Genomic DNA, 25,712 nt, shown 5'->3' on the forward strand with positions numbered 1-25,712 from the left:
GACAAATAGCTCCATATTTTATTGATTCAACTACATTTGTGGTAAGATAAGAAAACATGAGGGCGCAGTCAGGAAGCGCGCAAATACGGCGAAAAAATGGAGTGTCGAAGTTCTTATGGCAGATCAAAATAATAATGAATTTTCACGGCAAAGACGGTTTGATGAAGTCCGTCAAACAAAGAAAAAGAAGAGTCGTGTGAAACGTTGGATTTTATATATCCTGCTTGCCATTGTGGTTGGTGTAATCGGTTGGGGTGCTTACCTCTATAGCGAATATAAAGGTTCCATTGATTCAATACAAAAATCGGCTAAAATTTCAAAGACCCGCAATGTCTCAAGTTTGATTGCCCAAGGTAAGTCATTCTCAATTTTGATTTTGGGAACTGATACTGGCGAACTTGATCGTGATCGGACTGGTTTAAGTGATTCAATGATGGTTGCTACCGTTAATCCAACGCAAAATAAGGTCACAATGGTCTCGATTCCACGTGATATTATGACGGCTATTCCTGGTGATGAGGATACCTTCCCACAGAAGTTAAATGCCGCCTATAGTTTGGATGGGGTTGGTGCTTCCATGAAGGCTGTGCAAAATTACTTGAATGTGCCAATTGATACTTATGCGCTAGTTAATATGAAGGGCTTAGAAACCTTAGTTAAGAAGGTTGGCGGTGTTTCAGTTAAATCACCACTCTCCTTCCAATATAGTCAAGCAACGGCTCATGATTATGGCCCAGATTTGTATCGCTTCCACAAAGGTTCGACTTCTTATGAAAAGTCAACGGATAACGGTGTGACTTGGTCAGCAAGTAAGACAGTAATGGATGGTGATGCTGCATTGGCCTTTTCACGGATGCGCTATGATGACCCACAAGGTGATTATGGTCGTCAACAACGCCAGCGCTTGGTATTGGAAGCAATGCTTAAGAAGGCAGTTAACATTAAGACGTTGATTGATCCAAGTTTCGTCAAGGCAATTTCAAAGAATGCTCAGACGGATTTGTCCTTTAACGACATTGTTAAAATTGCCCAGAAGTATCGTGGTGCTGTCGAAAACCAAGTTTCTGATCATTTGCAAGGTCAGGGCGTGATGTACGAAGGTGTTTCTTACCAGATGGTGCCAACCTCCGAGAAACAACGGATAACAAACCTCTTAAGGTCTCAGCTTGGTTTGAAAGCTAAGGAAACTGGTTCTCAGTTTGCTAGTGATGTGCCATCTGCTCAGTTGCGTTCGGCGGCCTATGCTTTAGCACAAATTAATGAGAAATTAGTTCAATAAATCTTTGAATCAAACAGTCAGCTAGTGGCGATAAAAACGCCTCGGCTGGCTTTTTTCTTGACGATTATTCGTGTTATACTGAGTAATAATCAAACGATTGGGGTCTGATATGCAAGATAGAAAAATTGCCATTATCGACTTGGGCAGTAATTCGACGCGGTTAGTGATTGAACAATTACATTCAAATGAAAGCTACACGGAGATTTTGCGCGTAAAGGAAGATACAAGACTTTCGCAAAACATGGGGCGGAATCTGATTTTGCAAGAGGAACCAATGGCTCGGACCATTAAGGTTTTGCAGAAGTATCGGCAAAAAATTGAAGATTATCAAGTTAGTGAGGTTTACGCCATCACAACGGCGGCAGTCCGTTCTGCTAAGAATCAAGCAGAATTTTTGGAGCGGGTCAGAGACGAAGCAGAAATTAGCTTCCGAGTCTTGACTGGTCAAGAAGAGGCTCACTACGATTTTCTCGGTGTTCGAGAGGCGTTGCCGGATGTGCTCAATGGTGTCATTTTAGACACTGGTGGTGCATCTGTCGAATTAATCCCCTTTAAAAATGGCCAGGCGTTAGCTGAGGTATCGGTTCCCTTTGGCGCGGTTAACCTTTCGGAGCGCTATCATTTGGCTGACAGGATTGATGAAGCTAATATTGAACAGGCGAACACGGATATTCAGGCCGCTTATCGCCAGTTGGATTTTCTCGATGATTGTCAAAACCTACCGGTTATTCTTTTAGGTGGAGCAAATCGATCCTTAGCAAAAATGGCCGAACAAAAAGAATTGGTGTATCATCCAAAGGCCCTCCACGGTTTTATGATGCCAGCCAACCAGGTTGGCAAAATTTTTCATCAGATTGCTCAGATGTCTCGAGCTGATCGGGAACATCTTGCCGGATTAGAGAAAAATCGGGCCGATATCATCATATCGGGCCTGTTGCCGGTACTGAACTTAATTAGTGTTTTAAATGCACCCCAGGTAATCTTTTCAGAATCTGGTGTTCGCGAAGGACTAATTGAAAGCCTGTTTGAGGAAAAAGAAGAAATCGATGACTAAAAAATTTTACGAATTAACGCCAGAAGAACGACTCGACTTATTGAACTTGCCAGAAGAAATGATGGCGCGGTTCGTAAAAGACCAAGAAGTTGCACACCAGGATTTAGTTGAGAATTATTTGACTGATTTTTCCTTGCCAGAGGGAATGGTCAGGCATTTAGTTTTAGATAACCAGTTTTATCAAGTACCAATGGTCACTGAAGAGCCCTCTGTCATTGCAGCGGCGAATAACGGTGCCCGCCTGTTTAAAATGGGTGGTGGCTTTAAAAGTGCTGGTACCAGCCAGGCAATCCTGGGCGGGCAAATTCTCTTTGAAAACATTGATTTTGAGCAGCTGCAGTCTTTTGTAACGGCCAACAAATACGAAATTTTTCAAGCGGCTGAAGAGGCAAAACCAAGCCTTTATCGTCGTGGTGGTGGTTTAAGGAGCATTAACCTCCGTCATGTTAGTGGTCACCGGGCAAGCCTGGATATTCTAGTTGATACTAGCCAGTCAATGGGGGCAAATGCCGTTAATACCATCTTGGAGAGTATTCGGGCAATTTTTGCGCCCTTTGATGAACAAATTTTAGGAGCAATTTTGACCAATGCGGGTCACCAAAGCGTGGTCAGTGTTACTGGCCGTGTGCCAGTCACAGCCTTGGGAGGCATTGCTGCTGCCCAGCGAATTGTTGACTTAGCTGATTTTGCCAAGGTTGACCCGGACAGGGCTGTAACTGAAAATAAGGGCATTTTTAACGGTCTATCTGCCGTTGTTTTGGCATTGGGAAACGATTGGCGCGCGGTTGAAGCCGCAGGACATGCCTATGCTAGCCGGACAGGACAGTATCAGGCGCTCACTAACTGGCGAGTGAGCGCTGACCACGAATTTTTAGAGGGGGAGTTTTCTCTGCCATTGAATCTTGGTCTTGTTGGTGGCGCCATTTCCGGTCTGACCAAAGCACAGGATAATTTGGCCTTGTTGGGCAACCCAACATTAGATGAAATGAAAAAAATCGTTTTGTCTGTTGGCCTTAGCTCGAACCTGGCTGCCTTAAAGGCAATTGCAGGCGAAGGCATTCAAGCCGGGCACATGCGCATGCAAGCCCGTTTACTGGCCATTTCAGTTGGGGCAACGAAAGAAGAAATTGTGCCATTGGCTAAAAAATTAGCCAAGGCATCAGTAATTAACGAAGAAAATGCAAAAAAATTATTAGGAGAACTGCGTCACCATGAATCCGAAGTTAAATGAGCTCTTAGAGCAGGCCAATCAGATCTATCCTGGTACCGTGATGACCCGAGTTGGGCAGAAACAGGATGGGATGCTTCGTATTGACCGTGCCGAACAGTCTGCTTTGGCAGACCGCCTGTTGATTGAAGTACCCGACCAAACGGAAGCTGATTTTGTCCTAGGTAATGAACTTTTGCAGTTAGTTTTGACCTTGAATGGGATTACGCCACAAATTTATTTTGCTTTGACCTTTAACGATGAGGACCTTGACCAACAGTTAATCACGATTGCAACCCGTTTGCATCGGACTGTTCTGCATGCCATCACTTATCAAGAGTTAGCAAAGCAAGGCTTCTTGACCGCTGAGACTGTCGGCGCTTTCCTGGCCGGTGTTCAAGATGAATTGTCGGTCGAAACAGCTAAGGTCGATGGTGAGGACCTTTTCCGCTTGCTAACAGTTTTGGACGCACAAATCTTTTTGGCGGCAGCTGATAGGGTCGGCTTGTCTCCATTGGTAGCGGACGCGCTGGCGACATTAAAAGAGGACTATCCGCGGGCGACTGTACAGGCTGAAAAATTAGCTGCGCCAATTTTGGCGGCTAATTTGAAGGATGCTCGACAAATCCGTAAGCAGATGTTGCGCTTGTTTGCGGGATTAGATGAAAGCTTGACCGAATTAGAGTTGCCAACGGTTAACGCTAACCAATACGTGACTTTGACACCAGTTTTGTCGCAACGGCAGTTGGATGGACCGGTTGCCAACCTTTATGAAGTTTTCCATTCTGAAATGACTGATTTCCAAACGAAGGAAACCGCTTTTGTTGGCGTTGGTAAGCAAGACCATCAAAATACTTTTGTGGTGACACCCCCAAAGAATGAGGCTGATCGGCCGAAATTTTTTACTGAACTATACCAAACATCTGTTAAGGAGTTGTTAACAAAATTGGCCTTGCCATATATTTTGCGTCAGTAACATTGTGATTGAAAGAGGGGAAGACAATGCTTGTTAGCCCAGCAGTTCAAGAAAACTTTGATCAAGCAAAATCGATTGTTTTTATGACCGGAGCGGGGGTTTCGACTCTTTCTGATATTCCGGATTATCGATCAAAAAATGGCGTTTATCAAGGACTTGACCTTGCGCCGGAATATCTTTTGTCCGACCAAGCTTTTGCTGAAATTCCAGAAATTCAGTACCAGTTTATGCAGGAAAATCTTTATTTTCCAGCTGCTAAGCCAAATGTCATTCATGAAAAGATGGCAGCCTTTACTCAAGCGGGCCGTGGCCGAATTATCACTCAAAATATTGATGATTTGGATGTTGCTGCCGGCGTCAAGCAAGACCGTCTGATTCGATTTCATGGCTCACTCTACAACTTGTATGTTCCCAAAGATGGCGCCAAGGTGACATTAGCCGAATATCAAAAGAGTTTGTATCGGCTATCTGATCATGCAAAAATTAGACCGGATATTACTTTTTATGGAGAGCAACCAAAGTACATTCAAGAAGCGATTTCTTGGGTACAGCAGGCTGATTTGGTTGTGGTTGTTGGGACGTCCTTTCGCGTTTATCCCTTCGCGGGGCTTTTGGCCTACGCTAAGCCAACCGCAAAATTAATGGCGGTTAATCTAACCGCCATCCCGGTACCGGGTCAAGTTGAACAAATTGCGGGGGATGCAGGTCAGTTTTTTGAGGAACTGGTCGTCAAGACCACATCCAAATGAAAGTAAATCAGTTATTTTAAACCTTTGTCTACAAGACGGAGGTTTTTTGTTTGTAATTTATATGAAAAAAGATTAATATGTTTTTCAGGAGGAAGTTTTATGACGAATGATCAAGGCGACAACCGGCAGAATGCCGCTGTTCATGCACCAAGAACACCGAGTCAACAGAAAATACAGGCACATAATCATGGGCATGCCACACCGCAACAGCTATCGCAAAAGCCTTATATTATCGGGATTACCGTTAATCTAGTTTTTGTTTTAAGTGAATTAGTCTTTGCCAAAGTTGCTCATTCAACAGCCTTGTTTGCAGACGCTTTTCATAATCTGTCTGATGTGTTGGCACTTGTCATTGCTTGGTTAGCCGTTCTCGTGTTTGCGATCAAGGCGACTAGAAAGAAGACTTATGGTTGGCATAACGTATCGATTTTAGCTTCAATTTTTAATATGATTTTGTTGCTCTTTGCGGTTGGAACGATTTTTATCGAAGGGGTTCGTGACTTAATTGCGCCAGGACAAGTTCACACAAACGGGACAATTATCACCATTGTGGCAGCAATCGGAATTGTGGTCAATCTAGCAACAGCTCTTTTGTTTAAGGTTTCGAATACACCTGATGAACATGGTCACCAGCATGGTCAGGATTTAAATGCGAAAACGGCCTATCTACACTTGCTTTCGGATGCTGGGGTTTCGCTTGGCGTCATTGTAGCAGGTTGGTTGATTGATTTGACTGGTTGGCAGATGATTGACCCAATTGTATCGCTGATGATTGGCGTGATTATCTTGGCTTCTGCTTGGCCAGTGATGCGAGAAACTGTCAATCTAGCGATTAATGCCGTACCGGAGGCGGTTGATGAGTTTGCCATCAGTCAGTATTTGGTCAGCCAAGCGGGAGTGTTGGCGATGCATGACTTGCATATCTGGCCACTTTCGACTACTGAAACGGCGTTAACAGTGCATTTATCCGTCGCTGATAATGTTTTTGATCAGGACCACGGTCAGGAATTTTTAACTCAAATTGAGGATGATTTGAAAACAGATTTTGCCATCCAACATGTCACGATTCAGTTAGAAGCAGCCGAACATCAAGAAAATTGTAATACGATTTAAAGTCTTGCCAGTAAAAATGGCCAGCAAAAGTTAATTTCAAGGTGAAATTTAATAAAAGAGATAAAGCGCTAAGATGACTGTTGTCATGGCGTTTTTCTTTTGCAGTTTTCATGACTACTGGGCATAAAAATTAGTTTGTCCTTGACCTGAGCTCTCACCAGTGTATGATGAACGAGAACTCAGGAAGACCAATCGGGTTAACTAGCTTTCATAAGACTTCAAGCTTGTACTTGGCGGACGTTATGAAAATTATTTAGCACTTGCATCCTTTTCGGCCACAAAATTGCTGGTCTTTTTTGGCATTTTTAGTGGTACTGAAAAAATGATGATTTTCAAGACAATTTAATTCGTTTGATGACTTCCTGAGGAATCTAATTTTCCAAAGGAGAATCATGATCATGATGGTACAACAAACCACTGATAATCAGCCACATGGCGCATTGCTCACGCAAGGCGGCACTCAGAATAAAAGCCTGGCACAGGTCAACGGGACAATCGTCGTCCCGAAGTCTGGTTCATTCTGGCGCCGCCTCCTTGCATTTTCAGGGCCGGGCGCATTAATCGCTGTCGGCTATATGGACCCTGGCAATTGGGTGACATCCGTTCAGGGAGGGGCATCCTACCACTATCTCTTGATGTCGGTTGTGATGCTATCGGCTGCTATTGGTATGCTGTTACAGTATTTGGCTGGTAAACTAGGGATCGTAACCCAAGAAGACTTAGCCCAGGCAACGGCTAAAAGAACTAAGAAAGCGACACGGTATTTTCTCTGGTTGATCACGGAACTGGCCTTGATTGCAACTGATATTGCCGAAGTGGTCGGTGGGGCAATCGCCCTTAACCTGCTCTTTGGCTGGCCGCTCTTGCTGACCGTTGTCATGACGGCCTTTGATGTCATCTTATTGCTAGGGCTGATGAAGTTCGGCTTTCGTAAAATTGAAGCGATTGTCATGACCCTGATTTTAACAATTTTATTTGTTTGCCTATACTTGGTTTTCTTAGCAAAACCTGATTTGGCAGGTGTATTTGGCGGATTATTACCACAAAAAGAAGTGGTTTCAACCCGGGCAATTCATGGATTATCGAGTCCGCTGTTTTTAACGGCCGGCATTATTGGTGCCACGGTCACACCGCACAACCTTTACTTGCATTCATCGATTGTTCAAACCCGCCAAGTTGATCAGGAAAAGCCTGCCGAAATTAAAGAGGCTATCAAGTGGATGGCTTGGGATTCAAACGTCCAGCTGACCATAGCCTTGATTGTCAATGCCTTACTCTTAATTGTTGGTGCGGCCCTTTTTTATGGCCACGCCAACCAATTGGCATCATTTAAAGGCATGTACTTGGCCTTAGAAAATCAGCAAATGGCTGGTGCGATTGCCTCACCAGTGCTCTCAACGTTGTTCGCAGTGGCGCTATTGGCATCCGGGCAAAACTCGACTATTACTGGGACTTTGGCCGGTGAAATTATTATGGAGGGTTTCTTACACTTTCAGATTCCGATGTGGTTGCGGCGCGTGATTACCCGTGGCGTCGCTTTAATACCAGTGATTGTCATTGCTGTTTTGTATGGCGGCAATGAACGTGATTTGGATGCTTTGATTACTGGTACGCAAGTTTTCCTTTCTGTTGTTCTACCATTTTCGATGGCACCGTTGCTTTATTTTACTTCCTCCAAGGAAATCATGGGACAGTTTGTGAACAAAAGAAGTGTGACCATCGTTGGCTGGATTTGCTTTATGGTTCTAACAGTGCTCAATATTTGGCTTGTTTTTGAACAAGTAGGTCAGTTTTTTGCTTAAGGAAAATGACAATGATTTCAATTTAATTTAGAATAATTCCTTTTTTTATTGTGAAAAACCAGGGAAAATCAGAAAAAGATTAAGTGAAATTTAAATCATTTATGATTCTTTAAGATTGGTATAGCGGTCTTTTGACTGAAAATGTTACAATTGGTTTGCAACATTACAAAAATATCACTTGACCTTAGAATTGTCAGGTGTAATACTTACTATAGACTTAGGAAGAAGTCATTGAGTTAAGTAGCTTTCATAAGCTTTCAACAACCAAGTTGAATGAAATCCTTTATGAAAATTATTTAGCACTTGAAAAAAATACATGGTGGATTGACCGGTCTGCCTAAATTTCAATGAGATCAGGGTGGAAGACTGCTTTTTTACTTTGGTCGTTTTTTCGAGTGAGAATTTAATTGCTTTGTCCCTAAGGAGAATTCCGAAGGAGAGATATTATGGATAATCCCGTAAAGAAGAGCCATTCCCTTATCGAACACACGGGCGATAAGAGTTTGCAAGAAGTAAACGGCACGATTGAAGTGCCAAAGGGCGCCCCTTTTTGGCGGCGCTTGCTGGCATTCTCAGGCCCTGGTGCCCTGGTTGCCGTGGGTTACATGGATCCAGGTAATTGGGTAACGTCAGTAGCCGGTGGTGCTTCTTACCACTACCTGTTGCTGTCAATTGTTTTGATTTCTTCACTGATTGCGATGCTTTTGCAATACATGGCTGGTAAGTTAGGTATTGTGAAACAAGAAGATTTGGCTCAGGCTACTGGTAACCGAACGAACAAGTTTGGCCGTTACTCACTTTGGGTGATGACGGAGTTAGCCTTGATTGCAACGGACATCGCCGAAGTTGTCGGTGGTGCCATTGCCTTGAACTTGCTCTTTGGCTGGCCACTTCTGATCACGGTGTTCTTGACGGCTCTTGATGTTATCTTACTGTTGTTGCTGATGAAGTTCGGTTTCCGTAAGATAGAAGCGATTGTGATGACTTTGATTATGACCATCCTGGTTGTTTTCATTTATCTGACAATCTTGTCAAAGCCTGACTGGGCATCATTGTTCTATGGCTATGTGCCACAACCAAAGGTGATTTCACCTGAATCACTGAAGGGACTGCAGAGTCCTTTGATCTTGACCGCTGGTATCATTGGTGCCACGGTCATGCCACACAACTTGTACTTGCACTCATCAATTTCACAAACTCGTAAGGTTGATCATGAAAACCCTGAAGAAGTTCATGATGCTGTCAGGTTGATGACTTGGGATTCAAACATCCAATTGACGTTAGCCTTTGTGGTGAACACTTTGCTTTTGGTTGTTGGTGCCGCCTTGTTCTTCGGACATGCTCAAGAATTGGACTCATTTAAGTCCATGTATAATGCCTTGGGTGACACAAAGATTGCCGGTGCGATTGCCTCACCAATCTTGTCAACGTTGTTTGCCCTGGCCTTGTTGGCTTCCGGACAAAACTCAACAATTACTGGTACTTTGACCGGTGAAATTATCATGGAAGGTTTCTTGCACTTACGTGTGCCAATGTGGCTCCGTCGTGTCATTACCCGTGGAATCGCCTTGGTTCCGGTTTTGGCGATTACCATTATTTACGGTGGTAACGAAGCTCAGTTGGATAACCTGATTACTGCCACACAGGTCTTCTTGTCAATTGCCTTGCCATTCTCAATGGCACCATTAATCTACTTTACTTCTTCAAAGAAGATTATGGGCGAATATGCTAACCGTAAGTGGATTACTTGGACTGGTTGGATTTGTTTTGCTGTCTTGACTGCCATTAATGTTTGGTTGGTTCTTGACCAATTCTTCCCACAATATTTCGGATAAATCAGTAAAGATACCGAAGTTGTAACGATGTTCTAACATTCACTGGAGGCAAATAATGGCTGAATTAAAATTAGATGTAGAACCAAAGCAATTTAAGACAATTCTTGTTGGTGTTGATGAATCAGAGCAAGGCTACCACGCCTTGTCAAACGCAATTCACCAAGCTCGTGAAGATAATTCGCAATTAATTATTGCGACAATTTTGGAAATGGGGGACTTGTCAACGATTTCCGCTTTACACTTAGACTTCATCAAAGAAAAGCGTCAAGAATTGGAAAACAATCTGGTTAAGTACCGTGATTATGCACTTTCACAAGGATTGAAAAACGTGAAAGTTGTCTTTGACGACGGTATCAAGGCTGGTGAAATTTTAAACGATGAAATCGCACCACAGGTTGGGGCTGATTTAATCGTTGTTGGGGCTCACTCACATGAAGGCTTCTTTGAATCAATCGGTTCACAGGCTGCTTACATCGCCCGTAACGCTAAAATTTCTGTTTTGATCGTTAAGGATTAATTTTATCCAAAAACTAATAACCAATGGTTATCAGTTTTTTTATGTTCTATACATGAATAAAATTTCATGTTATACTGAATGGGTTAAAGATGAAAACTTATTCATATAAAAGGAGCAGTTAATGATAGCAACGTTAATGACAGGATTTTTTTCATATTTAGGAACAACATCAGATTATTTCGTGATTTTAGTTTTACTATTTGCCACTTTTCGTCAGAAGTCGCAGGTCCGGCCAATTGTTTTGGGTGCCTATCTCGGGAACGCTCTGTTAGTGGGAGTCGCTTTGTTAATTGGTGGTGTACTCAAGCAAATACCTGCCGAATGGCTTTTAGGATTTTTAGGCCTGGTGCCGATTGCGATTGGCTTGAAAAATTATTTCTCAGATGAGGAAGAAGAGGAGGGCGAGGTTTTTGTTACTAAGGTTCAAGAAACACCGCATCAACGAATTATTTTGACAGTGGTTTGGATGACGATTGCTGGCTGTGGTGCTGATAACCTTGCGCTCTATATTCCTTATTTCTTATTAGCTAATTGGTTAGTCTTACCGATTATCTTTTTAATGTTTACAGTCATTTTGACAAGTTGCATTTTCCTGGCTTACCGATTAGCAAAGGTGCAAAAGGTTCAAAATTTCTTCGAACGTTATGGTGATTTTATGCAATTACTGGTCTATGTAGTCTTGGGGATTTACATTTTATTTGATGCTGGAACGGTGACACACTTACTTTCCTTGTTATAATAGGGATATGAAAAAAGATGTCCAACATGAATTAAGTATAATTTTCAAATTGCTGGGGTCGGAAAGGCGCTTAGCAATTCTAGCCCTATTGCGCGAGAAACCTTGTTCGGTTTCTGAAATTGTGGATCAGCTCTCGATGGAGCAGTCTGCCGTTTCTCATCAGCTACAAATGCTTCGAGAGGCACAGGTTGTCACGGTGGAAAAAGTGGGACGGTCTGTCTACTATCAGCTGAATGATTCCCATATTTTAACCTTGCTCAATAATGCCGAGCATCATGTGGACCACGTTTTGCGGGAAATGAGCCACGCTGAAGCGGTGGCTGAAGAGCAAGCCGCAGCCAAGAAAAACCACAAATAAAAATGATAAAAAATATATTTTTTTGTTGACAGTTTTATCTGCCGTTGATATACTAATATAGTTGTGAAATACAGCAATGCCCTTGTGGCGGAATTGGCAGACGCGCTGGACTCAAAATCCAGTGGTGGCAACACCGTGTGGGTTCGACTCCCACCGAGGGCATTCATGAGAGCAAACAGCTAACTTTGTTAGCTGTTTTTTCTTATCTAAATAGTCAAAGAAAAAGACCGCGACCATGTCATCATGGTGAGCGGTCTTTTTGTTGTGATTCGATGATTGGTCAATTAACCTGGGCATCACCAGTTTGGTAATTAATGGTAACGCCGGGTTCGACGTTAAAAATCCAGTAGTTCAGATTTAGGGTTTGACCGTTATCTTCTACTGATTTTGCCATGTAATGGACACCCTGTGGTAGGCGGTCAGTGCCGTTATAAAGTGGTGTGACCTGGCCACGAATGCTAATATTAGGGGTTGTTTTCAGGGCATTGCGAATATCATCTTCGGGGACTAACTGTCCGGGATAGGCATTTTCTACCCGGGTTCCCGTTGTCATATTCTCGGTCACCATGGTGGCCATCCCGAAGAATTGGTAGCCAACAATATGGGACTTGTTCCAAAGAGCTTGTTTGCTGCCACCAAGGTTTACCTGTGGATTTTTATGGTAGCCGCCAACCCAGGAACTTCCGGTAAAATGATCGTTGATATACCAACCAGAAGGGCGAACACTTTCGGGAATGCGGGCGGGCCGCTTAGTGACTGCATCCATGCTGGCTTTAGTAGCCACAAAGTTTGCTTGTCCGGACCGACCGAGAGAATCAAGGGCGGATAAGGCTAAACCATTGGTTGGTCGTAATTTGTTGCCGCTTTGAGCTGGGAAGGTCTGCTGTAATTCCTGGCTGGTAAAGGTGGCTTGATTTTGGTTAATGTGGACGATGTCACCGTCGAGCGTGCCGTCCCATTTAATCTTTAAGAGGTCCTGGTCGGAATTGGTTGTGGCTGCCGGCCGCGGGGCAGTTTTTGAGCGATTGAGGCTTTGGCTCGCAGTCGTTGTGTTTGTTTTTTGGTAACCTTGGTTATGGCCGTTTTTACCTGGTAAGAACGACAAAGCCGCCACAACCAAAATTAAGGCTGTGACGGCCGAACCAAAGTGCTTGGGCCGGTTGGGCCGCTGCCTATAAGCACGTTTTTTTGTCATTAGAAAGTCATTGCTCCTAAGAATTGTTTGATCCGTGGATCGTTTGAATTGAAGAAGTCTTCAGTCTTGCCGTCATAGCCAACATGACCGTTGTCGATAAAGACAATTTTGTCGGCTACTTGCTGTGCAAAGGCCATGTTGTGGGTGACGATAATCATGGAGGTTTCTTTTTGAGCCAATTTGCGTAGAACACGAAGGACTTGGGCTTCTAACTCGGGATCCAAAGCAGAAGTGGGTTCATCTAAGAGAAGATATTGGGGTTCCATAGCTAGCGCTCTTAAAATGGCTACCCGCTGTTGTTGGCCGCCGGATAGCTGATAGGGGTAGCGATTAGCTAGCTCTTCCATATTAAACTGCTTGAGCAGGTCGTGGGCTTTTTTTAAGGCTTTTTCTTGACTGATTTTTTTAACCTTAGTGGGTCCTTCAGTTAAATTTTTGAGAACAGTTAAATGAGTAAAGAGGGCTTTTTCTTGAAAGACCATCCCGAAATGCTTTCGAACATCAAGCACCTGCACCTGAGTGAGCGTTTTGTTGAGATCTAGGTCAAGCTCATCGACAATCAACCGTCCGCTCGTTGGTCGTTCAAGCAAATTGAGCGAGTGCAAGAGAGTTGACTTTCCTGAGCCAGAAGGTCCTACAATGGCGGTCGTTTCCTCAGCCGGGAAGGTGACGGAAATGTTATCCAGGGCATTTTTATCGGGGTACTTTTTGCTTAAATTTTCAACTTTAATCATTGGGCAAACCTCGATGTGTACTTTTCTAAGTAGTGTTGGCCGATCGAAAGCAGCGACGTAAAGAGGGCATAGACCATGGCTACGAGGATATACATCGAAAGGACCTTATAGTTTGTGGCGGCAATTTGTTGAGAAAGGTAAAACATCTCGACAATCGTAATGACGGAAGCCAGTGACGTGTCTTTTAACAGGGAAATTAGCGAGTTCGACAAAGGTGGAATTGAAATGCGGGCCGCTTGTGGTAGAACAACGTAGAGATAAACCTGTGTGGTTGTCATCCCAAGAGACTCTGCTGCCTGTTTTTGAACTTCTGAGACAGATGAGATGGCTGCCCGAATCGATTCGGAAGCATAGGCCCCAGTATTCAGAGAAAAGACGGTGATGGCTGAAACCCAAGCTGATTGGAACAGAGCAATGTGTGCGTTAGGCAAACCGTAGAAAACAATGAACAATTGTACCAACATTGGCGTTGACCGGAAAAACCAGACATAGGTAGCGGCAACACCCTTTAAAATTTTCAAAGCGGCATCAGCCCACTCGTTTTGCGGTGCTTTCGCAACGCGAATCAAAGCGGTGGTGATGGCAAAGATTATTCCAAAGAAGAAGGACATGGCCGTCAACGGCAGGGTGTATTGAAAAGCCGCCACTAACAGTCTTGGCAAGTATTTAATTGCCAAATCGATAAAATCTGTCATGAAAGAGTTCCTCTTTACTTTTATTAATTAGTCGTGGCTCAAGTCCATGCCAAAGTATTTCTTAGAAAGCTTTGTCAAGGTACCGTCCTTCTTTAACTCGGAAATGGCTTTGTTCATGTCCTTTTGCAAAGCGGCATTCTTCTTGTTCATCAAAACACCGGTTGGTACCGATTGAATATCCTTTGAGATATCAACTGTGGTCAAATCAGCATCTGGATTAGCTTTCTTCCAAGCGGCAAAGGCACCTTGGTCATTCAAGGAGCCATCGGCACGGTTGGTAGTAATCAAGTTCATGGCTTCAACGATACCGGCAACGGCCTTGATGTTGGCACCTTTTTGTTGGGCAACTTGACCATAGTTTGATGTCAATGACTGGGCCATCGTCTTACCCTTGATGTCAGCCAATGAGTTCAAATCAGTTTCACCAGTACGCTTGATCAAGACTGATTTTGAGTAAAGGTAAGGCTCTGACATTCGATAATTCTTTTCGCGGTCGGGACGAATGCCGATGTTGTTAATCACGGCATCATAGCGGTCTGAACCAAGACCAGCGATGAGAGAATCCCACTTTGTTTGAACAAAAGTGACCTTCATGTTTAACTTTTTACCAATGGCTTTGGCCATGTCAACTTCGTAGCCAACCAGTTTACCAGAATCATCATGGTAAGAAAATGGTGCGTAGGTTCCTTCGAGACCAACGGTTAAGGTTCCTTGTTTGATGGTCTCATCTTTTTTTGGTTGACTTAGCTGGGCAAAACCAAAGATGCCACCGATGACCACGATCAGACCGGCCAGTAAAATCAAAACTTTCTTATTCATCTTACTTCTTCTCCTCAAAATAGGTAAAACAGTGCAAAATAAAACCGCCCCTAGTGTACACCAAGGGCGGTTTTTACGTCTGTAAATCAGATAAACTCACCCTAAAAAAGCGGTAAATAACACTTTACCACAGTCATGTTTGGGTTGTTAGTTAAGCTTTTAGCTAACATTAATCTTCTCCGATTTCTTTTTATCAGTGTAACGGGACAAGAAAAGTTTGTCAACAGAATTGAACCGATTTCACCAAAAAAGACAAAATTGGTTTACTGGAAAAGTCTGCTCACATGCTGGTTCCCCCACCTAGTTTGGCTAGCCGGCTTTTGCTATAATGAAAGCATGGTATCGGTCATCATTTGACCAGAAAGGACTCATATGTCAGACAAGAAAACATTTTATATCACAACCCCAATTTACTATCCATCAGGAAAGTTACAACTGGGAAATACTTATACGACAGTTTTGGCGGATGCCGCTGCTCGTTACCATCGTCTTTTGGATGAAGACGTCTTCTTTTTGACTGGGACCGATGAACACGGTGAAAAGATTCAAAAGAAGGCGAACGAAGCCGGTACAAGCGAAATTGAATACTTGGACAAGATGATTAAGGATATCAAGGACCTGTGGTCATTGATGGGCATTTCATATGATAAGTTTATTCGAACGACTGATGAAGGACACGAAAAAGCAGTTCAGAAGATTTTCCAGCAATTATTGGACCGAGGTGACATCTACAAGGGGCAATATGAAGGTTGGTATTCTGTTTCCGATGAAGAGTATTTCACGGAATCACAATTGGCTGAGGTGTACCGTGACGAAAACGGTAAGATGATTGGTGGTAAGGCGCCTTCTGGTCATGAAGTTGAAAAGATCCAAGAAGAATCATACTTCTTCAAAATGTCTAAGTATGCTGACTGGTTGGTTGATTACTATCAGTCACATCCTGATTTCGTCCAACCACATGCACGAATGAATGAAATGTTGCAAAACTTCATTTTGCCGGGCTTGGAAGACTTGGCCGTGACGCGGACTTCTTCTAACTGGGGTGTGCCTGTCCCAGGCGATGAACGTCACGTCATTTATGTTTGGATTGATGCCTTAGCTAACTATATTACTGCTTTGGGTTACGATTCAGCTGATGATTCACTTTTGCAGAAGTTTTGGCCAGCTAATGTGCAATTAGTCGGAAAGGAAATTGTTCGTTTCCATATTATTTACTGGCCAATCATGTTGCATGCCCTTGGTTTGGAGTTACCAAAGGAAATCATTGGTCACGGTTGGCTCGTGATGAAGGATGGCAAGATGTCTAAGTCCAAGGGAAATGTGATTTACCCTGAAGATTTAACGGCCCGTTATGGCTTGGATGCTGTTCGTTACTATTTGTTGCGCTCAATGCCATTTGGCAATGACGGTGTCTTTTCACCGGAGGACTTTGTGTCACGCGTGAACTTTGATTTGGCCAACGATTTGGGAAATCTCTTGAATCGAACAGTCGCCATGATTAATAAGTATGAAGATGGCGTCATTCCAGCATTTACAACCGGCAAGACTGATTTTGATGAAGACTTGGATTTGGTTGTTGAAAAGCAGATTACAGAATATAACCAGCACTTGGCCTCTGTTCATACAGCGGACGCCTTAGAAGCTGTTTGGGGTGTTGTTCGTCGAGCCAACAAGTATATCGATGAAACGGAACCTTGGGTTTTGGCCAAGAAGGCTGGGGAAGATGAAGCTGCGAAAGCAACTTTGCAATCTGTTTTGGCTCACTTGGCTGGAGCACTCCGTGCTGTTGCAGCGATGCTGCAACCGGTCATGACAGATGCGCCACGACAAATGTTCGCCCAACTTGGATTAGACTACCCCGAAAAGGGCGTTTCATTAGTTGGTCTTGCCATCGATCAAGTACCTTCAGGTACGCGGGTAGTTGCCAAGGGTGAGCCAATCTTCCCTCGTTTGGATGTGGAAAAAGAGGTGGCCTACATTGCCTCATTGGTTTCAAAAGATACTAAGGGTAAAGGCCGGGCCGTCAAGGAAGCAGCTAAGCAGGGCGCAAGGGAGCAAGAAGTGAGCGAAGAAATAAAACATAAGGATTTGATTGAGTACGACGACTTTGATAAAGTCGAAATTTTAGCAGCTAAGATTACTGCTGCTGAATTTGTGGAAAAGTCAAAGAAGCTGATTAAGTTCACTTTAGATGATGGTTCTGACAAGCCTCGGCAAATCTTGTCGGGAATTCGTCAATGGTATCCGGAACCTGAAGTTTTGTTAGGCAAGACGGTAGCAATTGTGGCCAATATGGCACCACGAAAGATGGCTGGTGAACTATCAGAAGGAATGATCCTTTCTGCTGAAAAAAACGGTATTGTAACCGTTACGATTTTGCCAGAAGTCATTGAACCTGGTTCAGGCATTGAATAAAAATCAGTAAAAAAGGCGGTTGCGCGAGCAACCGCCTTTTTTCATGTGGCTGAAGAAAGACTTGTTTGGGGAAATGTTAGTGGTAATGAAATCTTAGCCACCGCGCAATCAAAACCTTACTTTAACGGCCAAGCCCAGGGGTCCTGGTGCCACTTGGCTAGGCGGGCATGGTCTTCGCCATTAATAACTTGTTGGTCGGCTAGCAATTGAATGAGACCGGTATAAGTTAAGAGTGGGGCGAAATCAAAGCCAGCCTCTTGGAAGTTCTTGTCAGCATCTGGGAAACCATATGAAAAAATTGACACGACACCGGCTACGTTGAAGCCTGCATTTTTGACGGCATTTGCAGCCCCAAGAACAGACCCACCGGTTGAAATTAGGTCATCAATCAAGACAACTTGGTCATTTGCTTGGATGACACCCTCGACCTGACGGCCAGTGCCATGGTCTTTTGGCTTGGAACGAACGTAAACCATCGGTAAATTCAACTCGGCGGCAACTAAGGCTGCTTGGGGGATGCCGGCGGTGGCAACACCAGCAATCACCGATACTTCTGGGTATTGTTCCTGAATTAATCCAGCTAATGCCCTGGTAATGGCGTGCCGTGTTTTGGGATAAGAAATTGTTTGGCGCAGGTCGGTGTAGATGGGAGACTGGATGCCAGAGGCGAAGGTAAAGGTGTCGTCAACCTTTAATTGGACGATCTTGTGATCAATTAAGTCTTGGAGGATTGTTTCTGTTAAAACTGTCATGGATAAAACCTTTCATGTTACTTTTAATGTGTTTATTGGTCGAAGTCAGCCTTGCCAAGCACTCTGGTAGCGCTGCCAGGCGGCAACTGGGTCACTTGCCTTGGTAATTGGCCGACCAACAACGATTGCCTTGGCACCATCTGCAGCTGCCTGGTCGGGACTGGCGACCCGAACTTGGTCACCGGTTTGGTCTGCTTGCATGCGAATGCCAGGTACAACAAAGAGAAAATCGGGTCGTAAGTGGGCGTTTAGAGTCGTTAACTCTAAGGCGGAACAGATAACACCATCACATCCGGCCTGCTCGGCCATTTGGGCTAAGGCCAAGACCTGGTCTTGCATTGATAGAGCTGCGTGCTGTTCGTTTTTGAGAACTTCGTCGGAAATAGAAGTTAGCTCTGTTACCGCTAGGAGGGCGGGCGTGTTGACGCTAGTTTTTGCTGCCCCGATTTCCAGACCTTCCTTGGCAGCTTGCAACATTAAAGATCCGCCTAGCGAGTGGACGGTGACGTAGTCAACACCGAGACGACCGATTTGGGCCATAGCTTGTCGGACGGTATTGGGAATATCAAAAAGCTTCAAGTCTAAGAAAATCAGGCAACCGCGCTTTTTTAAATCAGTAATAATGGCAGGTCCAGCTTGGTAGAAGAGCTCCATCCCGACTTTGACGGTTAATTGGCTGGGATCCGGAAAGTGATCTAAAAAGACTGTGACGGCGGCTAAGTCGTCAAAGTCCAAGGCAATCATTAGTGGCTTTTCCATTGTTACTCTCCTTCATGGGCAAGAAAAAAGACTATTCCCTAAAAAAGTTCAGAGAATAGTCTTATTGTGTTAAAAATTAAATGTAAGTTAATCATCTGGCTTCTCTGAACCAATTAATGACTAATGAAAGTATAAACTATCTGTTGACTTTCGACAAATTTATTTTAAAAAAGCCCCAAGGAGTGTTTCCTTAGGGCTTGAAAAGCAGTTCTAATTTAAAGGAGGTCGCCGATGGCAGAGTAACCAATCGTTGGGAAAATTGTAACCAAGCGACTCAGTTGTTCTGGCGTATAGGCAAATTCAATGGCAGGCAAGAGAGCGTTGATAATGTCTTCTGCGTGTTCTGAAATTTCGATTGCACCCACTAAGTGCTTTTCCTTGTCATAAATCAATGAAAGGTGGCCTTCCTTTTCATAGTCGACCATTCGGTACCAATCATCCATGACGTCCTTTTCAACGACATCATATTGGTCAGGGTGAGCGGCAGCTTCATCGAGTGTTACGCCAGTCTGGGCTAAACGGGGTGTTGTAAAGACCGTTGTACCAACAGCTGGATAATTAATGGCTTGGTCGTCTTGACCTAAGAGATGCTTGGCAACATATTGGGATTCGAAGGTTGCTGTTGGTGTCAACTTTGGCTGATTCTTTTTTACCACGTCACCAGTAGCGTAAATATTTGGAACGGCTGTTTGGAGGTATTCGTTGACTACAATACCGGCCTTGTCGAATTCAATTCCTAAGTCTTCCAAGCCCAGGTCAGCTGTGTTTGGAATTCGACCGGTAGCATCCATGATGTAATCGGCTTCATAGGTACCGGTTGATGTCTTGACTGCAAAGCCAGAAGTCACTTGTTCGACACTTTCGGTCTGACTATTCTTAACGAATGTAATCCCTTGTTTTTCAAGTGCTTTAACTAAAGCATCGCTATAGCGCTGGTTGAATGCTGGCAAAGCGCGGTCGGAACGCAGAATAACCGTTACATCAACACCGGCGGCATTCATCATTGCGGCTGTTTCCAGTCCAATATAACCAGCCCCAATGATGACCATCTTGTCGGGGGCTTGGTCTAATGACAAGAAGTCCTTTGAATCGTGTAGGTACTCGGCGCCAGGGATGTTCAGGCGGTTAGAGTGCATACCAGTGGCAATCACGATATTTTCGGCCGTAACGGTTTGGTCACCGACCTTGACGGTGTGAGCATCCGCTAAGTGACCGGCACCAAAGTAGAACTTGATGCCAAGTCCTTCCATGCCACTTTGGATAGCGTTTGGGAAGATGGCGATAATTTCCTTTTTACGGGCCATGTTCTTGGCCCAATCAATATCACCGCTACCTGAGACAATGCCGTTTGAAGCGCGAAGTTCACGTTGTAAGGAAGTTGCATTTTCTAGGATAACCTTGGCGTTACAACCCCAGTTTGGGCAGGTGCCGCCGACCTTTTCTTTTTCGACAAAGGCGACTTTCTTACCGGCTTGGGCCAAAAGCGGTGCGCCATCAAAGGCCCCATGGCCGGCTCCAAGGTATAAAACGTCATAATCATATGCTGCCATTTTCTAGATTCCTCCTAATTTGAAAGCTTAATATGATTATCGCACAGTTTCTTTTAGAAGTGAAATTTAAACTATACCAAATTGTCATTTTATTTACATTTTTGGCCTATTATCTAAACAAATAAAAAGCCCCTGTAAAGATGATTATAAAGAAAAAGCCACAACCAACACTGGCAGATGACCCCAAAGTTTTATTATCCTAATCTTTGGCTTATGCCTATGTTGGTCAAGGCTTTTTATATTGTTACTCCGTGATTTTGGTTTAGTTAGTTTAAGGACACCCGCTTTGACAAAGCGGGACGAACCACGAGGGCGATGACTAGACCAAAGGCACATTGAGCAATGTTACCAATAATTGAAGCAAAGCCGGTCGCCCAGCTGTGAGAAAGGAAGGCGGTGGCAAAGAAGTAGCCCACAACCATCACAAGTGAAGCCACAAGTACAGCAATTGTTTGGCTCATGACTGATTTTTTAGCGCCAATTAATCCGGCTAAGTAACCTTCCAAACCGTGAATAATCAAAGAGAAGGGGGCCCAAGCAGCATAACCGGCCAAAAGATCTAAGAGTAAACCGGATAAACCACCGACAATCATCCCAGAGCGTGCACTACCCAACAGTGCGACTAAGAAAATTCCAGCTTCTACTAAGTTGACGTAGCCACCTGGCGTTGGAATGCGGACCACGTAAGAAAGGGCGAGGTTCAAAGCAGTGATCACGGCCAAAGTCGTGATGGTCTTGGTAGTAAAGTATTTATTCATCATTATCTCTCCATATCTTCAAATAATAGGAATATTATAGCAAGGATTATAATGAATAAAATAAAAGTTTCTTTTCAGTTATCCAACAAAGTCAGAAAATGGTATGGTTAATTTTCCAAACAATTTCTAGTGAAGACTTGCACTGGTTTCTGGCCTTTGTGTTATAATGTCCTTGTTGACATAAGTCAAAAAATTAATTGGAGGTCTACACACATGACTGTGAAGATTGGTATTAATGGATTTGGTCGGATTGGTCGTTTGGCATTCCGTCGTATTTTGGAACTTGGCGACTCAGCAGCTGATGTTGAGGTTGCAGCCATCAACGATTTGACTAGCCCATCAATGTTGGCATACTTGTTGAAGTATGACTCAACTCATGGAACTTTGGATGCTGAAGTTTCTGCTGATGAAACTGGTATCGTGGTTAACGGTAAGCACTACACTGTCTACGCAGAACGCGATGCAAAGAACATTCCTTGGGTTAAGAATGATGGCGTTGAATATGTATTGGAAGCTACTGGTTTCTACACTTCAGCCGAAAAGTCACAAGCCCACTTGGATGCAGGTGCTAAGAAGGTTTTGATCTCAGCTCCAGCTGGTGACGTGCCAACTGTTGTTTATGGTGTAAACCAAGACATCTTGAAGACTGACGACAAGATTGTTTCAGCTGGTTCATGTACTACACAGTCATTGGCTCCAATGGCTCGTGTATTGCAAGACCAATTTGGTGTTGAAGTGGCAACGATGACTACTATCCACGCCTTTACTTCAACTCAAATGATTTTGGATGGTCCTAAGTCAAAGAAGTTCCGTTCAAACCGTACTGCTTCAGTAAACACAATCCCTCACTCAACTGGTGCTGCTAAGGCGATCGGCCTTGTTGTTCCTGAATTGAAGGGTAAGGTTGACGGTCACGCACAACGTGTTGCCGTTGTTGATGGTTCTGTTACTGAATTGACTTCTGTTTTGTCAAAGAAGGTTTCAGCAGACGAAATCAATGCAGCGATGAAGGCAGCTTCATCTGACTCATTTGGCTACAACGAAGATGAAATCGTTTCATCAGACATCATTGGTGACACTCATGGTGCTACTTTTGATGCTACTCAAACGCAAATCGTCGAAGCCGGTGACAAGCAATTGGTTAAGACTGTTTCATGGTACGACAACGAATATGGTTTCACTTCAAACATGATCCGTACTTTGTTGCACTTTGCAAACGTATAATCATTTATATAAAGGAGGAACGCTACGGCGTTCTTTTTTTGTGTTCTTTTTGACTGATTACCACAAAATCGGTTTCTGGTAATCGAACTTGTTTGTTCTCTCGTGGTAGACTGGTTTATACGAAGAAAAAGAACACGAGGACAAAGATGCAAGTTGCTATTTCGTCAGATAATCATTTGGATTTAAATAAGGTTGAAACAGAGTGGGCGCTTGAACAGCAAACTGTCTACCTTCAAAAACATCAAATTGCTGTTTATATTATTGCTGGCGACCTGTTTAATCGTTTTGATAAGACATTAGACTTTGCCCACGACCTGCAAAAGCGGTTAGGGTCGGCGACTGCGGTCCGTTTTTTGGCTGGTAACCACGAAATGGGGGCGGGGGTCAGTTACCAGGAACTAGAAAGTTCGGTGGATGACCTTTATTTCCATCATAAAACGCTGGATATTGGTTCGGCCCGCTTGATTGGCAATAATGGTTGGTATGATTATAGTTTTGATCAAAATCAGCATAGTATTGAAGAAATCACTCGTTTTAAGCGTGAATTTTGGTATGACCGGCGAATTGAACAACCAATGACCGATCCAGAACGGTTGGCCATTAACCTAACTCAGATGGACCAAGATATCAAAGAAGCAAAAAAAATGGGGAAAAAGCCAATCTTAATTAACCATTTTGCTCAAGAACAAGCCTTTATTGATCAAATACCGTTTCGGAGGAAACGGCTTGATGTATTGAGATCTTTTTTAGGTAGTCAGGCTGTCGGTGATTTAGCGGTGGCCAATCAAGTTCAGGTTGCCATTTCTGGTCATTTGCACCTGCATGTTCAGGCATTGCCGATTCAGCAGACTACCTTTTATAATGCCTCGGTTGGTTATCGGACTCGTCGAGTCAAGGAATGGTTTAGCCACGACTTTATGACGGAGTGGCGCAACCGCTTAGTTATTCTCGATGTTTGAACTTGTGAAAGAATTTATTTTTTCTAATTTTGTCTATATCAATCTAAGCCATTAAATAGCAGCCAGGCGGAAGGTAGATTTTTAATTATTAACAATTATTAACATAAGAAGAAAGTGTTAAAATTAGTTGAACAAATGTTAATAGTTTGACTATCGAAGTATTAACTGTTAGACTGTTTTTATTGTGAATTGAAGTTAACTAGGGCCATTCTCGGCCATTAAGAAAGGAAACCTGATGCCAGTACTGACTACGACTGAAATTATGGACCTCATTCCAAACCGTTACCCAATCATCTATATGGACTACGTTGAAGAAATGGTTCCTGATGAATCAATCGTTGCTGTGAAAAACGTGACGATTAACGAGCAATTCTTCCAAGGCCATTTTCCCGGTAACCCAGTAATGCCCGGCGTGCTAATTATTGAATCATTGGCGCAAGCAGCGTCAATTTTGATTTTGTCATCACCCCAATTTAAGGGCAAGACAGCCTATATGACGGGTATCAATGATGCCAAGTTCAAGAAGATGGTTGTTCCTGGTGATGTTTTGAAGCTACATGCTACATTTGGTAAGGTTCGAGAGAACATGGGGACCGTTACGGTCACGGCTAAGGTTAATGATAAGGTCGCAACCAGCGCGGAATTAATGTTCGTGGTGGCACCTGATGAGCAAAACTGAGCTGGCTAACCAGCAGGTCAACGTCAAGCAAATCAATCATGATTTGATGGAGATGTTTGCCAACGTTGTTTGGGTCGAAGAGTACGAACTCAAGCAAAGCCCTTTTTCGGCCTTGACGGTCAAAGAAGTGCACACGATTTATGCTATCTCCATGTATGAGGAAAAAACTGCCTCGCAGGTGGCCAAGGCTGTTCACCTTAGTCCAAGTGCGATGACTACGGCCATCGATCGTTTAGTTGATAAAGGATATGTTGAACGTCGCCGATCAAAGGAAGATAAGCGAGTGGTAAAATTAGGTTTGACTCATCAAGGGCGTATCTTATACCGGGCGCACCAAGCGTTTCATTTTAAAGTCACTAAGGCTTTGTTGGATGATATGTCTAATGAAGAGGCCCTGGCGATGGAACGCGCGGTACATAACTTACAAGCTTATTTGAAGGCCTTAATTGATAGTTAGGCGAACGGGATTGTGAAAAAATATGGAAAACATTAAGATTGTTACCACGGCGATGCAAGTGCCAGAACGAGTGGTGACAAATGATGAATTGACAGGATTGATGGATACCAGTGATGAATGGATTTACCCACGGACTGGTATTCACCAACGCCATGTTGTGACAACTGAAAATACATCAGACTTGGCAACTAGTGTTGCCAAAAAGTTATTAGAACAATCAGGCTGGGATGCTGCTGATTTGGACTTCATTATCGTGGGGACAATGTCACCCGATGCCCTTTCTCCTCATACTGCTGCGATTGTTCAAGGAAATATTGAAGCTCCAAATGCTTTTGCTTTTGATTTAAATGCGGCATGTTCAGGCTTTGTTTACGGCATGTCTGTTGCCTCTTCTTTTCTGTCTTCTGGTCGCTACCAGAAGGGGATGTTTATTGGAGCGGAAGTGCTGTCAAAGCTGGTTGACTGGAAGGACCGGACGGTTTCTGTCTTATTTGGCGATGGTGCTGGTGGCGTTTTGCTTGAGAAAACCGACGAACCTGTTGGTTTGATTGCAGAAGAATTGCAATCATTTGGTGACCGTGGCCAGGCCATCTTGACTGGTCGCTTTGCCAACAAGAATGCCTTTGCTGGTGAAATTTCACCACTTGATCCTTACTTCCACCAGGATGGTCGAAGTGTTTATGGATTTGCCACACGGGAAGTACCCAAGGTGATGCAAAAAGCTTTGGAGAAGGCCGGAACTGAAGCCGATGATGTCGACTTTTACTTGACCCATCAAGCAAACAAGCGGATTGTCGAATCCATGGCGAAGAATTTTGGCCAACCAATGGACAAGTTCCCAACGAACATGGAAGAATATGGCAACACATCCGCCGGTTCAACGGCTATCTTGCTCGATGAATTGCGTCGCAGTGGCCAGCTAAAGCCAGGGATGAAGGTTGCTTTTGTCGGCTTTGGCGGTGGCCTGGCGATTGGCGTCCAAATTTGGCAACTTTAATTAACAAATAAAAATCAGGATTGCGGTGTAGTAGGCTGCACCGTAAAAATCCAACGTATTGCAATACGAACATCTATATAGGAGAGCGTG

The 25,712-nt window shown here is 43.8% G+C and carries 25 protein-coding genes and 1 tRNA gene; 18 read left to right on the forward strand and 8 right to left on the reverse strand.

Translation table 11 applies throughout. The features are described 5' to 3' along the window. Positions 1-115 precede the first annotated feature (115 nt). The 12 genes from M3M36_RS04500 (at position 116) to M3M36_RS04555 (ending at position 11,791) form a co-directional block, all read left to right on the forward strand. Entirely contained in the window at positions 116-1,279 is a 1,164-nt protein-coding gene (locus M3M36_RS04500) for an LCP family glycopolymer transferase (RefSeq protein WP_252773415.1), read from the forward strand. A 109-nt stretch (positions 1,280-1,388) separates the two neighbouring features. After that, a complete protein-coding gene (locus tag M3M36_RS04505) occupies positions 1,389-2,333 on the forward strand; it encodes a Ppx/GppA phosphatase family protein (protein ID WP_252773416.1) in 945 nt (314 codons plus the stop codon). Beyond that, the gene (locus M3M36_RS04510) at positions 2,326-3,564 is read left to right on the forward strand and encodes a hydroxymethylglutaryl-CoA reductase (RefSeq protein ID WP_252773417.1); all 1,239 of its coding nucleotides are present in this window, start codon (positions 2,326-2,328) and stop codon (positions 3,562-3,564) included. Before M3M36_RS04505 ends, M3M36_RS04510 begins: the two co-directional genes overlap by 8 nt. Further along, on the forward strand, positions 3,545-4,516 hold the full coding sequence (locus M3M36_RS04515) for a nitrate ABC transporter ATPase (RefSeq protein WP_252773418.1): 972 nt from the start codon (positions 3,545-3,547) through the stop codon (positions 4,514-4,516). The genes M3M36_RS04510 and M3M36_RS04515 overlap by 20 nt, the downstream gene beginning before the upstream one ends. Positions 4,517-4,542: 26 nt before the next feature. Then, positions 4,543-5,265, forward strand: coding sequence for an NAD-dependent protein deacylase (locus tag M3M36_RS04520; protein ID WP_252773419.1), 723 nt, complete (start codon positions 4,543-4,545; stop codon positions 5,263-5,265). A gap of 99 nt (positions 5,266-5,364) precedes the next feature. Further along, the gene (locus M3M36_RS04525) at positions 5,365-6,378 is read left to right on the forward strand and encodes a cation diffusion facilitator family transporter (protein WP_252773420.1); all 1,014 of its coding nucleotides are present in this window, start codon (positions 5,365-5,367) and stop codon (positions 6,376-6,378) included. 401 nt (positions 6,379-6,779) lie between these two features. After that, positions 6,780-8,180 (forward strand): Nramp family divalent metal transporter, encoded by a 1,401-nt coding sequence (locus M3M36_RS04530; protein ID WP_420842375.1) that lies wholly within the window; start codon positions 6,780-6,782, stop codon positions 8,178-8,180. Positions 8,181-8,626: 446 nt separating this feature from the next. Then, positions 8,627-10,015, forward strand: coding sequence for an Nramp family divalent metal transporter (locus tag M3M36_RS04535; RefSeq protein WP_252773422.1), 1,389 nt, complete (start codon positions 8,627-8,629; stop codon positions 10,013-10,015). Positions 10,016-10,070: 55 nt separating this feature from the next. Beyond that, positions 10,071-10,532: a universal stress protein gene (locus tag M3M36_RS04540; protein WP_252773423.1), complete on the forward strand. Its 462-nt coding sequence runs from the start codon at positions 10,071-10,073 to the stop codon at positions 10,530-10,532. Positions 10,533-10,668: 136 nt separating this feature from the next. After that, on the forward strand, positions 10,669-11,271 hold the full coding sequence (locus M3M36_RS04545) for a cadmium resistance transporter (RefSeq protein ID WP_252773424.1): 603 nt from the start codon (positions 10,669-10,671) through the stop codon (positions 11,269-11,271). A 7-nt stretch (positions 11,272-11,278) separates the two neighbouring features. Next, positions 11,279-11,629, forward strand: a complete 351-nt coding sequence (locus M3M36_RS04550; RefSeq protein ID WP_252773425.1) for an ArsR/SmtB family transcription factor — start codon at positions 11,279-11,281, stop codon at positions 11,627-11,629. A gap of 78 nt (positions 11,630-11,707) precedes the next feature. Further along, a tRNA-Leu gene (locus tag M3M36_RS04555) sits at positions 11,708-11,791 on the forward strand. Between the two features lie 118 nt (positions 11,792-11,909). Here the strand turns inward: M3M36_RS04555 and M3M36_RS04560 are convergent. From M3M36_RS04560 to M3M36_RS04575, 4 genes are read right to left on the reverse strand one after another with little or no spacing between them, the layout of a single operon-like run. Next, positions 11,910-12,824 (reverse strand): DNA/RNA non-specific endonuclease, encoded by a 915-nt coding sequence (locus tag M3M36_RS04560; RefSeq protein WP_252773426.1) that lies wholly within the window; start codon positions 12,822-12,824, stop codon positions 11,910-11,912. Beyond that, positions 12,824-13,558, reverse strand: coding sequence for an amino acid ABC transporter ATP-binding protein (locus M3M36_RS04565; RefSeq protein ID WP_252773427.1), 735 nt, complete (start codon positions 13,556-13,558; stop codon positions 12,824-12,826). The genes M3M36_RS04560 and M3M36_RS04565 overlap by 1 nt, the downstream gene beginning before the upstream one ends. Then, positions 13,555-14,253: an amino acid ABC transporter permease gene (locus M3M36_RS04570; protein ID WP_252773428.1), complete on the reverse strand. Its 699-nt coding sequence runs from the start codon at positions 14,251-14,253 to the stop codon at positions 13,555-13,557. Before M3M36_RS04570 ends, M3M36_RS04565 begins: the two co-directional genes overlap by 4 nt. Positions 14,254-14,280: 27 nt before the next feature. Continuing rightward, positions 14,281-15,072 (reverse strand): transporter substrate-binding domain-containing protein, encoded by a 792-nt coding sequence (locus M3M36_RS04575; protein WP_252773429.1) that lies wholly within the window; start codon positions 15,070-15,072, stop codon positions 14,281-14,283. Between the two features lie 372 nt (positions 15,073-15,444). On the opposite strand from M3M36_RS04575, the gene metG reads away from it, so the two are divergent. After that, positions 15,445-17,487: a methionine--tRNA ligase gene (metG, locus tag M3M36_RS04580; protein WP_252773430.1), complete on the forward strand. Its 2,043-nt coding sequence runs from the start codon at positions 15,445-15,447 to the stop codon at positions 17,485-17,487. A gap of 116 nt (positions 17,488-17,603) precedes the next feature. On the opposite strand, the gene pyrE is transcribed toward metG, so the two are convergent. From pyrE to M3M36_RS04600, 4 genes are all read right to left on the reverse strand, one after another. Further along, positions 17,604-18,239 (reverse strand): orotate phosphoribosyltransferase, encoded by a 636-nt coding sequence (gene pyrE, locus M3M36_RS04585; protein ID WP_252773431.1) that lies wholly within the window; start codon positions 18,237-18,239, stop codon positions 17,604-17,606. Positions 18,240-18,284: 45 nt separating this feature from the next. Further along, positions 18,285-18,998, reverse strand: coding sequence for an orotidine-5'-phosphate decarboxylase (gene pyrF / locus M3M36_RS04590; RefSeq protein ID WP_252773432.1), 714 nt, complete (start codon positions 18,996-18,998; stop codon positions 18,285-18,287). A gap of 215 nt (positions 18,999-19,213) precedes the next feature. Continuing rightward, positions 19,214-20,548: a dihydrolipoyl dehydrogenase family protein gene (locus M3M36_RS04595; RefSeq protein WP_252773433.1), complete on the reverse strand. Its 1,335-nt coding sequence runs from the start codon at positions 20,546-20,548 to the stop codon at positions 19,214-19,216. Between the two features lie 266 nt (positions 20,549-20,814). Beyond that, positions 20,815-21,306: an ECF transporter S component gene (locus tag M3M36_RS04600; RefSeq protein WP_252774423.1), complete on the reverse strand. Its 492-nt coding sequence runs from the start codon at positions 21,304-21,306 to the stop codon at positions 20,815-20,817. Positions 21,307-21,519: 213 nt separating this feature from the next. Between M3M36_RS04600 and gap the strand changes: the two genes are divergently transcribed. The 5 genes from gap (at position 21,520) to M3M36_RS04625 (ending at position 25,622) form a co-directional block, all read left to right on the forward strand. Beyond that, the gene (gene gap, locus M3M36_RS04605) at positions 21,520-22,530 is read left to right on the forward strand and encodes a type I glyceraldehyde-3-phosphate dehydrogenase (protein WP_252773434.1); all 1,011 of its coding nucleotides are present in this window, start codon (positions 21,520-21,522) and stop codon (positions 22,528-22,530) included. A 146-nt stretch (positions 22,531-22,676) separates the two neighbouring features. Continuing rightward, entirely contained in the window at positions 22,677-23,489 is an 813-nt protein-coding gene (locus tag M3M36_RS04610; protein WP_252773435.1) for a metallophosphoesterase, read from the forward strand. A 235-nt stretch (positions 23,490-23,724) separates the two neighbouring features. Continuing rightward, positions 23,725-24,168 (forward strand): 3-hydroxyacyl-ACP dehydratase FabZ, encoded by a 444-nt coding sequence (fabZ, locus tag M3M36_RS04615; protein WP_252773436.1) that lies wholly within the window; start codon positions 23,725-23,727, stop codon positions 24,166-24,168. Further along, positions 24,155-24,625, forward strand: a complete 471-nt coding sequence (locus tag M3M36_RS04620; protein WP_168778818.1) for a MarR family winged helix-turn-helix transcriptional regulator — start codon at positions 24,155-24,157, stop codon at positions 24,623-24,625. Before fabZ ends, M3M36_RS04620 begins: the two co-directional genes overlap by 14 nt. 22 nt (positions 24,626-24,647) lie before the next feature. After that, a complete protein-coding gene (locus M3M36_RS04625; RefSeq protein ID WP_252773437.1) occupies positions 24,648-25,622 on the forward strand; it encodes a beta-ketoacyl-ACP synthase III in 975 nt (324 codons plus the stop codon). Positions 25,623-25,712 lie beyond the last annotated feature (90 nt).

It is taken from the genome of Fructobacillus americanaquae (assembly GCF_024029775.1).
In the GTDB taxonomy this organism is placed as follows: domain Bacteria; phylum Bacillota; class Bacilli; order Lactobacillales; family Lactobacillaceae; genus Fructobacillus; species Fructobacillus americanaquae.

Bases quoted from the DNA above. Each gene is read 5' to 3' on its own strand.
- M3M36_RS04500 (WP_252773415.1), top strand. From the start codon at position 116: ATGGCAGATCAAAATAATAATGAATTTTCACGGCAAAGACGGTTTGAT.
- M3M36_RS04505 (WP_252773416.1), top strand. From the start codon at position 1,389: ATGCAAGATAGAAAAATTGCCATTATCGACTTGGGCAGTAATTCGACG.
- M3M36_RS04510 (WP_252773417.1), top strand. From the start codon at position 2,326: ATGACTAAAAAATTTTACGAATTAACGCCAGAAGAACGACTCGACTTA.
- M3M36_RS04515 (WP_252773418.1), top strand. From the start codon at position 3,545: ATGAATCCGAAGTTAAATGAGCTCTTAGAGCAGGCCAATCAGATCTAT.
- M3M36_RS04520 (WP_252773419.1), top strand. From the start codon at position 4,543: ATGCTTGTTAGCCCAGCAGTTCAAGAAAACTTTGATCAAGCAAAATCG.
- M3M36_RS04525 (WP_252773420.1), top strand. From the start codon at position 5,365: ATGACGAATGATCAAGGCGACAACCGGCAGAATGCCGCTGTTCATGCA.
- M3M36_RS04530 (WP_420842375.1), top strand. From the start codon at position 6,780: ATGGTACAACAAACCACTGATAATCAGCCACATGGCGCATTGCTCACG.
- M3M36_RS04535 (WP_252773422.1), top strand. From the start codon at position 8,627: ATGGATAATCCCGTAAAGAAGAGCCATTCCCTTATCGAACACACGGGC.
- M3M36_RS04540 (WP_252773423.1), top strand. From the start codon at position 10,071: ATGGCTGAATTAAAATTAGATGTAGAACCAAAGCAATTTAAGACAATT.
- M3M36_RS04545 (WP_252773424.1), top strand. From the start codon at position 10,669: ATGACAGGATTTTTTTCATATTTAGGAACAACATCAGATTATTTCGTG.
- M3M36_RS04550 (WP_252773425.1), top strand. From the start codon at position 11,279: ATGAAAAAAGATGTCCAACATGAATTAAGTATAATTTTCAAATTGCTG.
- M3M36_RS04560 (WP_252773426.1), bottom strand. From the start codon at position 12,824: ATGACAAAAAAACGTGCTTATAGGCAGCGGCCCAACCGGCCCAAGCAC.
- M3M36_RS04565 (WP_252773427.1), bottom strand. From the start codon at position 13,558: ATGATTAAAGTTGAAAATTTAAGCAAAAAGTACCCCGATAAAAATGCC.
- M3M36_RS04570 (WP_252773428.1), bottom strand. From the start codon at position 14,253: ATGACAGATTTTATCGATTTGGCAATTAAATACTTGCCAAGACTGTTA.
- M3M36_RS04575 (WP_252773429.1), bottom strand. From the start codon at position 15,072: ATGAATAAGAAAGTTTTGATTTTACTGGCCGGTCTGATCGTGGTCATC.
- metG (WP_252773430.1), top strand. From the start codon at position 15,445: ATGTCAGACAAGAAAACATTTTATATCACAACCCCAATTTACTATCCA.
- pyrE (WP_252773431.1), bottom strand. From the start codon at position 18,239: ATGACAGTTTTAACAGAAACAATCCTCCAAGACTTAATTGATCACAAG.
- pyrF (WP_252773432.1), bottom strand. From the start codon at position 18,998: ATGGAAAAGCCACTAATGATTGCCTTGGACTTTGACGACTTAGCCGCC.
- M3M36_RS04595 (WP_252773433.1), bottom strand. From the start codon at position 20,548: ATGGCAGCATATGATTATGACGTTTTATACCTTGGAGCCGGCCATGGG.
- M3M36_RS04600 (WP_252774423.1), bottom strand. From the start codon at position 21,306: ATGAATAAATACTTTACTACCAAGACCATCACGACTTTGGCCGTGATC.
- gap (WP_252773434.1), top strand. From the start codon at position 21,520: ATGACTGTGAAGATTGGTATTAATGGATTTGGTCGGATTGGTCGTTTG.
- M3M36_RS04610 (WP_252773435.1), top strand. From the start codon at position 22,677: ATGCAAGTTGCTATTTCGTCAGATAATCATTTGGATTTAAATAAGGTT.
- fabZ (WP_252773436.1), top strand. From the start codon at position 23,725: ATGCCAGTACTGACTACGACTGAAATTATGGACCTCATTCCAAACCGT.
- M3M36_RS04620 (WP_168778818.1), top strand. From the start codon at position 24,155: ATGAGCAAAACTGAGCTGGCTAACCAGCAGGTCAACGTCAAGCAAATC.
- M3M36_RS04625 (WP_252773437.1), top strand. From the start codon at position 24,648: ATGGAAAACATTAAGATTGTTACCACGGCGATGCAAGTGCCAGAACGA.